Annotated in this window: 1 tRNA gene; it reads right to left on the bottom strand. The window is 48.8% G+C overall.

Annotation, left to right across the window (positions count from 1 at the left end):
* Positions 1 to 66: 66 nt before the first annotated feature.
* A tRNA-Arg gene (locus C8D94_RS09535) sits at positions 67 to 140 on the bottom strand.
* Between the last annotated feature and the right edge of the window lie 69 nt (positions 141 to 209).

Here is a 209-nt window from a genome sequence, read left to right as displayed (position 1 = left end):
TTTAGAAAACAGTATGTAGGTAAAAAAGCTCATAATCAAAAAACCCCGCAATTGCGGGGCTTTAAGTGATCGCACCAGGATTCGAACCTGGGACCGCCTGCTTAGAAGGCAGGTGCTCTATCCAGCTGAGCTATGCGACCATTATTTCAAAAAGCCAGTTGGACGTGTGACCGTCCCGCTATGAAGCGGGATGCTCTATCCAGCTGAGC

Source organism: Marinirhabdus gelatinilytica, from assembly GCF_003353425.1.
GTDB lineage: Bacteria > Bacteroidota > Bacteroidia > Flavobacteriales > Flavobacteriaceae > Marinirhabdus > Marinirhabdus gelatinilytica.
The sequence above is the reverse complement of the archived record's forward strand: the minus strand, read 5'-3'. Positions and strand labels throughout refer to the sequence as shown.